At 74.9% G+C, this 8,656-nt stretch carries 5 protein-coding genes and 1 pseudogene; 3 read left to right on the forward strand and 3 right to left on the reverse strand.

The annotated features are described in order from the left end of the window. Positions 1–998 (forward strand): annotated as a pseudogene (locus AB0E83_RS34135) (PAS domain S-box protein); the annotation flags it as partial. Between the two features lie 46 nt (positions 999–1,044). On the opposite strand, the gene AB0E83_RS34140 reads toward AB0E83_RS34135, so the two are convergent. From AB0E83_RS34140 to AB0E83_RS34150, 3 genes are all read right to left on the reverse strand, one after another. Then, the gene (locus AB0E83_RS34140) at positions 1,045–2,697 is read right to left on the reverse strand and encodes a long-chain fatty acid--CoA ligase (protein WP_362120501.1); all 1,653 of its coding nucleotides are present in this window, start codon (positions 2,695–2,697) and stop codon (positions 1,045–1,047) included. 181 nt (positions 2,698–2,878) lie between these two features. Further along, positions 2,879–3,490 carry a SigE family RNA polymerase sigma factor gene (locus AB0E83_RS34145; protein ID WP_362120503.1) on the reverse strand — a complete coding sequence of 204 codons (612 nt, stop codon included), beginning with the start codon at positions 3,488–3,490 and terminating at the stop codon, positions 2,879–2,881. Between the two features lie 236 nt (positions 3,491–3,726). Further along, positions 3,727–4,953 carry a GTP-binding protein gene (locus AB0E83_RS34150; RefSeq protein ID WP_362120505.1) on the reverse strand — a complete coding sequence of 409 codons (1,227 nt, stop codon included), beginning with the start codon at positions 4,951–4,953 and terminating at the stop codon, positions 3,727–3,729. Positions 4,954–5,488: 535 nt separating this feature from the next. On the opposite strand from AB0E83_RS34150, the gene AB0E83_RS34155 reads away from it, so the two are divergent. After that, positions 5,489–7,231, forward strand: a complete 1,743-nt coding sequence (locus tag AB0E83_RS34155) for a hypothetical protein (RefSeq protein WP_362120506.1) — start codon at positions 5,489–5,491, stop codon at positions 7,229–7,231. Further along, a complete protein-coding gene (locus tag AB0E83_RS34160; protein ID WP_362120508.1) occupies positions 7,228–8,559 on the forward strand; it encodes a hypothetical protein in 1,332 nt (443 codons plus the stop codon). Before AB0E83_RS34155 ends, AB0E83_RS34160 begins: the two co-directional genes overlap by 4 nt. Positions 8,560–8,656 lie beyond the last annotated feature (97 nt).

An 8,656-nucleotide genomic window follows, 5' to 3' on the forward strand; every position in this document is an offset into this window, starting at 1 on the left:
GCAAGCTCGCGGCGCCGCCGGAGACCGACCCGCCGGCCCCGGCCGCCGGGCCCGCTCCCTCCCCGCTTCCGGCCACCGCCGCCGGGGCCGTACCCGCGTCCGCACCGGAGCCGCTCGGCCTCCCGGCCGTCGCCGGGTCCGAGGGGCGGGGGCGCGCGTACGCGATAGGAGCGCCCGCCGAGGGTTCCGCCGAGGGGCCCGAGCCGCTCGACGGGCCCGGTGGCGCGGTCGAGGTCGTCAACCGGCCCGCGCCGCTGCCCGTCGACGACGAACTGCCGCCGGAGCCGCTCGACAACCCGCGCCGGCTGCTCGTCTGGCCCGCGCCGGACGTGTCCACCCAGCAGGCTCTGAGCGACCGCGGCTACCGGCCGGTGATCGTGCACTCCCGCGAGGAGGTCGACGCGCAGATCGCCGCCTTCCCGGCCGCGCTCTTCGTCGACCCGCTGACCGGGCCCATCACCCGGACCGCGCTCCAGTCGCTGCGCCAGGCGGCCGTCGCCGCCGAGGTGCCGGTGCTGCTCGCGGCCGGGCTCGGGCAGGCGGGCCGGGAGGAGGCGTACGGCGCCGATCCCGCCGTCCTGCTCAAGGCGCTCGCGCCGCGCGACAGCGAGCAGCACCCCTCGCGGGTGCTGGTCATCGAGGAGAACGAGCACATCGCGAACGCCCTCTCCGCCACCCTGGAGCGGCGCGGGATGCAGGTGACGCGGGCGGCCACGGACACCGAGGCGGTGGCGGTGGCCGGCGAGCTCCGGCCGAACCTGGTGGTCATGGACCTCATGCAGGTGCGCCGCCGGCGGGCCGGGATCATCGACTGGCTGCGGGCGAACGGGCAGCTCAACCGCACCCCGCTGGTCGTCTACACCTCGGCCGACCTCGACGGGGAGAAGCTGCCGGAGCTGTCCTCCGGCGAGACGGTCCTCTTCCTCGCCGAGCGCGCCAACAGCCCCGAGGTCCAGGCCCGGATCGTCGACCTGTTGGCGAAGATCGGCACCAACTGAGAACGGGGGAGGGCCGTCACGGCCCTCCCCCGCTCCGCTCCGCGCGTCAGAGCCGGGTGACGTCCAGCTCGCCCTCCGCGTACTGCCTGCGGATGACCTTCTTGTCGAACTTGCCGACGCTGGTCTTCGGGACCGCCGGCACGATCGCCCAGCGCTCCGGCAGCTGCCACTTGGCGATGCCGCCCTCGGTGGCGAGGAAGTCCCGCAGGGTCGCGTAGTCGGCGGTCTCGCCCTCCTTGAGGACGACGGTCGCGAGCGGGCGCTCGCCCCACTTCTCGTCGGGGACGGCGACGACGGCGGCCTCGGCGACGGCCGGGTGGGCCATGATCGCGTTCTCCAGCTCGACGCTGGAGATCCACTCGCCGCCGGACTTGATGACGTCCTTGGCGCGGTCGGTGAGGGTGAGGTAGCCGTCGGGGCTGATCACGCCGACGTCACCGGTCTTGAGCCAGCCGTCCTCGCTGAACTTGTCCTCGGGGCGGATCGGCTCGGCGCCGACGCCGCCGAAGTACGCGCCCGCGATCCAGGTGCCGCGCACCTCCAGCTCGCCGGCCGACTCGCCGTCCCAGGGCAGGTGGTCGCCATCGGGGCCGACGAGCCGGGCCTCCACGCCGGCGGGGAAACGTCCCTGCGTGACGCGGTACGGCCACTCCTCCTCCGGGGTCAGCCCGGCCGGCGGGTTCGCCATCGTGCCGAGCGGGGAGGTCTCCGTCATGCCCCAGGCGTGGCAGAGGCGGACGCCGAGCTTGTCGTACGCCTCCATGAGGGAGGGCGGGCAGGCGGCGCCGCCGATGGTGACCTGCTTCATGGAGGAGAGGTCGCGCGGGTGGGCGGTGACCTCGGCGAGCAGGCCCTGCCAGATGGTGGGGACGGCGGCGGCGTGGCTCGGCTTCTCGCGCTCGATCATCTCGGCGAGCGGGGCCGGCTGGAGGAAACGGTCCGGCATCAGCATGTTGATGCCGGTCATGAAGGTGGCGTGCGGCAGGCCCCAGGCGTTGACGTGGAACTGGGGGACGACGACCAGGGTCGTGTCCTTGTCCGTCAGGCCCATCGACTCGGCCATGTTCACCTGCATGGAGTGCAGGTAGATCGAGCGGTGGGAGTAGACGACGCCCTTCGGGTCGCCGGTGGTGCCGGAGGTGTAGCACATGGCGGCGGCCGTGCGCTCGTCCAGCTCGGGCCAGGCGTACGTGGTCGGACGGCCCGCGATCAGCTCCTCGTACTCGTGGACGCGCGGTGCGGCGCCCTCCAGGAGGGAGCGGTCGCCGGGGCCGGCGACGACGACGTGCTCGACCGTCGGCAGGTGCGGCAGGAGGGGGGCGAGGAGGGGCAGCAGGGAGCCGTTGACGAGGACGACCCGGTCGGCGGCGTGGTTGACGATGAAGACCAGCTGCTCGGGGGGAAGCCGCAGGTTGAGGGTGTGCAGGACGGCGCCCATGGACGGGATCGCGAAGTACGCCTCGACGTGCTCGGCGTTGTTCCACATCAGCGTCGCCGTGGCCTCGCCCGGCTGGACGCCCAGCTCGTCGCGGAGCGCGCTCGCGAGCTGCGCGGCCCGGTCGCCGATCTCGGCGAAGGAGCGGCGCTGCGGCTCCGGCTCACCGGTCCAGGTGGTGACGGTGGACTTGCCGTGGACCCGGCGGCCGTGTTCGAGGATGCGGCCGAGGGTGAGCTGTACGTCCTGCATGGTGCTGTACACGGGGCGTCCTCCCGGTGGGCGCTACGTGGCAGTAAGGATGTGCAGATTCTGCGCACGTACCGAGCGGTATGTCACTACCCGGGAGTACGGAAATTGCCAGTGATCGCTGGCGAAAGCCGACGGGGGCGCCGGTTCGGCGAGGGGGGAGCGGGGGTGGCGGCGGTACGTGCCGGGGCCCGGTTCAGCGGACGGCGTCCGCCATGAGCTCCGGGTCCTCGCGCAGCCGGCCCAGGGCCCGGGAGACGGCGCTCTTCACCGTGCCCACGGAGACCCCGAGCACCTCGGCCGTCTGGGCCTCGCTGAGGTCCTCGTAGTACCGCAGGACGACCATCTGCCGCTGCCGCTCCGGGAGTTTCATCACGGCGCGCCACATGGCGTCGTGCAGCACCTGGCGCTCGGCCGGGTCCGGCTCGGGCAGTCCGACCGGCTCCGGCAGCTCCTCGCAGACGAACTCCTCGACCTTGCGCTTGCGCCACTGCGAGGTGCGGGTGTTCACCAGCGCCCGGCGCACGTACCCGTCGAGGGCCCGGTGGTCCTCGATCCGCTCCCAGGCCACGAAGGTCTTGGCGAGCGCGGTCTGGAGCAGGTCCTCGGCATCGCTCGGGTTCGCGGTCAGCGAGCGGGCGGTGCGCAGCAGCAGCGGCCCCCGCGCCCTCACGAACGAGGAGAACGAGGGGTACGCGAACGGGCGCGGTCCCTGGCGCGGCGAGGTGCGCGGGGCGGTGCGCTGCGCGGGCCGGGTGACGGCCGTCGAGGCGGCGGCGCAGACGGGGCCAGTGGGTGGCGGAGTCATGGTTCCACGCTAGGAGCGGCGGGGTACCGGGCGGATCGGCCCCAGGTCCCGAACCCGGCTCCCCCTCAAGTCGGAGTCGTCGGGGTGCCCCCACCTCCTCTGGGTGGAGCCGCCGTCACCCCGGTGTCAGGGTCGGAGCGACGGCGCCACCGGGCCCCGGGCGCCCGGGGGCCGGGCGGGCGGGGCCCCGGGGCCGGGGGGCCCCCCCCCCGGGCCGGGCCGGGCCCGCGGACACGTCAGGAGGTCCATGCGTGGTCGGTGAACGGCTCGCCCGCCATCCCGGCGCTCAGGACGGTCCCGTCGGTCCGGTCGACGAGCAGGAAGGAGCCGGTGGACCGGGAGTCGGCGTAGTCGTCCAGCGCGAGCGGTTCGGCGGTGCGGATGTGCACCCGGCCGATGTCGCCGGCGACCAGCCGGGCGGGGGCCGGGCGCCGCGCGAGGTCGTCCAGGGCCAGCGTGGAGGGGATCGAGGCCACGACCCCACCGACCGTGCGGGCGGTGTGCCGCAGCAGCACCTGCTGGCCGGTGCTCAGCGGCCGGTCCGCCAGGTGGCAGACCGTGGCCACCACGTCGCGGGTGACCGCCGGGGGGTGCGCCACCGGGGCGATGAGGTCCCCGCGCGAGACGTCGAGGTCGTCGGCGAGCCGCAGGGTGACCGACTGCGGGCTCCAGGCCGCCTCCACCGGCCGCCCCAGCAGGTCGATCCCGGCGATGACGGTCTCCCGCCCGGACGGCAGGACGAGCACGGGGTCCCCGACCCGGAAGGTGCCGGCGGTGATCCGGCCGGCGCAGCCGCGGTGGCCGGAGCGCCCGGCGGTCCGCGGGCGGAGCACGTACTGGACGGGGAAGCGGGCCTCCGCGCGGTCCGGGCCGAAGTCCACGGAGACGGTCTCCAGGTGCTCCAGCACCGTCGGGCCGCCGTACCAGTCCATGACCGCGGACGGCTCCACCACGTTGTCGCCGGCCAGGACCGAGACCGGGATCGCGGTGATCCCGGAGACGCCCAGCTCGCCCGCGTAGTACGTGAACCGGCGGGCGGTGCGCGCGAAGACGGACTCCCGGTGGCCGACCAGGTCCATCTTGTCGACGGCGAGGACGACGTGCGGGACGCGCAGCAGGGCGGCGACGGCGGCGTGCCGGCGGGTCTGCTCGACGACGCCGTCGCGGGCGTCGGCCAGGACGAGGACGAGGTCGGCCGTCGAGGCGCCGGTGACCACGGTCCGGGTGTACTGCGCGGGCCCCGGGGCGTCGGCGAGGACGAACCGGCGCCGGGCGGTGGCGAAGTGGCGGTAGGCCACGTCGGCGGTGCCGCCCCGCTCCCGCGCGGCCGGGACCCGCTCCGCGGCCGCCGACCGGGCCTCCGGGACCGCCCCGGAGTCGTGCAGCAGGCGCCCGACGAGCGCGGACCTGCCGTCGCCCGCCGAACCGGCGGTGGCGAAGCGGAGCAGGGGAGGGGTGGCCATGGCTAGAAGTGCCCTTCGCGCTCGCGGTCTTCCGGGGCGAGGTGCGACAGGGCGTGCGGACGCGTGGTGTCCCGGACCGTGACGAAGACCGTCATGCCAGACCCTTCTCGGTGAGCGGCGCGCTCGGCGCCGCGGCGGATTCCGGCACGCCCTGCCGACGGGAGCGGACGGGAGCCGAGGGGCCGGGGCGCGCCGGTCCCGCTCGTTCCCGGTCGCCGACCGGCTGCCCCCTCGTGACCTGTGACGCGCATCCCGAAAACGATGTCCGCGAAATATCACGACGCCCGTCCAGAAGAATAGGGAAGGGGTGCCGATACGCCGCTGACGGGTGGCTGATGCACGAGGAAAGAGACCGGACAACCGGCCCCCGGGCTGCGCGTTCCGTTTCTCCGAATGCCCGCCGAATCCCCGTCAGGAACCGGTAAGAGAAGCGTCAGCGGAGGGTCAGCACCGTGGTGCGACAGTACGGCGGGGCTATTTCGCCCACCCGTAGTGACGGTCCATTTCCTTTTCTTTCCGAGGGGCTCGAACAGAGATGATCCTTCAAGGACCCCGGCGCAGCGGGCCGGTCCGGCGCCTGCTGCCGTTCCTGCTGGCGGCGGGACTGGCCACCGGTCTGCTGAACGGCACCGGTGCCGCCGCGGACGCCCCCGTCGAGACCACCTCGGCGGTCCAGGGGAGCGACGGCGTCACGTACACGGCCACCAACCACCTGGTGAAGGCGGCCCGGGGCGGGGGCCGCGAATGGCTGATCGCCTGGGCCGGCCCGGCCCGGCAGCCGGCCCCCGACTTCCTCACCGTCATCGACGCCACCCCCGGCTCACCGACGTACGGGCAGGTGGCCAACACCGTCACCATCGGCCCGAACAAGGGCAACGAGCCGCACCACGTGCAGTACGCCTGGCACAAGGGCGACCGGATCTACGTCGGCGGCATCATGTCCGACACCACCTTCGTCTTCGACGCCGGCGCCCTGCCCCAGCTGAAGATCGTCGGCGTCAACACGGCCGCCGACACCCCCTGCGGCACCCTGCCCGACGCCTACCAGGTGCTGAGCGACGGCACCGCGTACGCCACGTACATGGGCGGCCCGAACGTCACGGGCCCCTGCACCTACACGAACGGCGAGGTGCGCGTCGGCAACGGCGCCGGCGGCTCCCCGGGCGAGATCGTGCACATCGGCAGGGACGGCAGGACCCTCGCCGAGATCCCGGCCGCCACCGAGGACGGCGAGAACCCCGAGCAGTGCGGCAACGTCCCCGCGCTCCCGGCCGCCAGCTGCGCCAACCCGCACGGCATCGCCGTGCGCGAGGACCTGGACGTCATGGTGGCCAGCGACTTCGCCGAGGCCCGCAACTTCATGACCCCCGACTCCCCGCTGCGGGAGGACCTGGCCCGCCAGACCGTCCGCGTCTTCGACATCTCCGACCGCGCCGAGCCGCGCCTGACCTCGGTCAGCAAGGTCGCCGACGGCCCGCGCGGGGCCCTGGAGCCGCGCCCCTTCTTCCGCGAGTCCCGCGTGGTGATGGAGACCGCCCTGACGAACCTGCCCGGCCACAAGGGCGCCTTCGTCTCCTCCATGGCCGGCGGCGCGGTCTTCTACACGCCCGACATCACCGCCCCCGCCCCCCGGTGGCGCGAGGTCTTCGACGACACCACCGCCTACCGGGCGATGAACCCCCTCTCCAAGATCAACGGCGGCGGGGACAACTCCAGCTGGCTGGCCGTCAGCCCCGACGACCGGTTCCTGTTCCACACCGTCATGGGCCAGTCCCGGCCCTTCGGCCAGCCGCTCGACGAAGCCACCACGGGCATGATGTACGTCCTCGACATCCAGAAGCTGCTGGCCGCCGGGCCGGACGCCAGGTGCTCCGTCGACCGGCTCGCCGAGGCCTACCGGGGCGGGTCCGAACGCGACTGCCCGAGCCTCGTGGACGCCGTGCCGATCCGCGACACCTCCGACGGCGGACCGCACTGGGGCGCCATGGACACCTTCGAGCGCGGCACGGACGGCACGTACCGCGAGACCCGCGCCGTGCGCCGCATCGCCGTCGCCAACTACTTCGTCTCCGGCTCCTTCGGCGGCGGCGGCGACCACCGGGTGTGCATGTTCGACCTGGACCGCGGCGGCCGCGTGGCCCTGGACCGCACCTTCCGCGACGAGCACACCGGCAAGCCGTGCGTCAGCTTCAACCGCGCGTCCTGGCCGCACGGCGAGCACGGCGACAGCCAGCCGCACGGCGTCCTGTTCGTCGTCAGCGACGACGTCCTGCGGTGAGCGACGGCATCCTCGGGGCGGCGGCCGTGCTGGCCGCCGCCCTCGCCCTCGGCGGCGTGCTGCTGTGGCGCCGCCTGCTGCGCGGCCGGGCCGCCGTGACGGCGTACTTCGCCGCGACGGTGGCCGGCGCGGTGCTGGCCGGAACAGCCGCGGCCACCCCGCCCCGGCAGACCGCCGCCCGACCGGACCTCCCGTCCGGCACCCCGGTGCTGACCTCGCTGACCGTCGGCGGGAAACCGGTGCCCGTCCTCGTGGTGCCGGGCCGGCCCGGCACCAACCTCGTCGCGACGAGCGCCGCGGACGGCGCCGCGGGCCCGGCCGCCGACCGCCTCACCCGCGGCCGCCCGCGCCCCGGTTCCACCCTGACCTGGGCCCTGGTCGACCTGCCGCCCGGCCGCAGCACCCTGTGGGTGTCCGCCGGCGGAGCCACCGCCGGCCTGCCGGTGGACACCAGCACCCCGACGGCCGGCCGCGGCGCCCCCACCCCGTCGGCCACCGTGAGCGGCCCCGACGGCCCCGAATGCGCCCACCACGCGCTCGGCCGCGCCCTGGCCGCCGACACCGACACCGGCCGGGCGGACGCGGAAGCCGGCGCCCACCACGCCGGACACCCCGCCCCCGCCGCGCCCCTTCCCACCGAACCCCTCACCACCTGCCCCGCCGACGCCCTCGCCCCCGCCGACGCGGCCGCGCTCCGCACCACCGTCGACCACCTGGCCGACCGCGGCCACCGCGCCCTGGCCCTGACCGCCGACTCCTCCCCGCGCGGCCGGGCCGCCGCCGCCGAGATCCGCGCCGCCGCCGCCCGCGCCGGGCTGACCGTGACCGCCCCGGGCGCCCGGAGCCTGCCGCTCGTCGTCGCCACCGGCTGGGCGGGAGCCGACTCCGCCGTCCGGGCCGTCGCCTCCGGCCGCACCCGCGCCGAGGGCACGTACCTCGCGCCCTGGCTGCTCACCGCCCCGCTGCTCACGCCCAGCGCCGGCCAGATCCTCCCGCTGCGCTACGCGCCCCGCGCCCCCGAGGCCGAGGGGTACCTCGCCCGGCTCGGCGCCCGGCTGCCCGGCGAGACCCCCACCGGCGCGGCCTACACGGCCTGGCGCGCGGCCCGCGGCACGGCCGCCGGCCCGGTCCGCCTGTACGCGGCCGCCACCGTGTACGTCCCCGGCAGCGGCGGCGGCACGGGAGCCCACCACGGCACCACCGGCCCCGACTGGCTGCCCAGCGGCATGATCGTCCCGGTCGCCGGCCCCTTCGACAGCCCCCACCGGCCCCCGCCGCCGACGAGACCTCCAGGAGCCGCGGGGACCCGCTCGGCCGGACCCGGCTGAGGCTCCGCACCGAGGAGCGGGGGGCGTGGTGGGAACGGATCCGGGCCGCCATGAGACCAAATAAAATAATTAAAAATATTTTAAAAACTCTCTAACA

It is taken from the genome of Streptomyces sp. NPDC035033, from assembly GCF_040636735.1.
Classification (GTDB): Bacteria; Actinomycetota; Actinomycetes; order Streptomycetales; family Streptomycetaceae; genus Streptomyces.

What these genes read in the sequence shown, in the direction of transcription:
- AB0E83_RS34145 (WP_362120503.1), bottom strand. Translation starts at nt 3,490, where the DNA reads ATGACTCCGCCACCCACTGGCCCCGTCTGCGCCGCCGCCTCGACGGCC.
- AB0E83_RS34150 (WP_362120505.1), bottom strand. Translation starts at nt 4,953, where the DNA reads ATGGCCACCCCTCCCCTGCTCCGCTTCGCCACCGCCGGTTCGGCGGGC.
- AB0E83_RS34155 (WP_362120506.1), top strand. Translation starts at nt 5,489, where the DNA reads ATGATCCTTCAAGGACCCCGGCGCAGCGGGCCGGTCCGGCGCCTGCTG.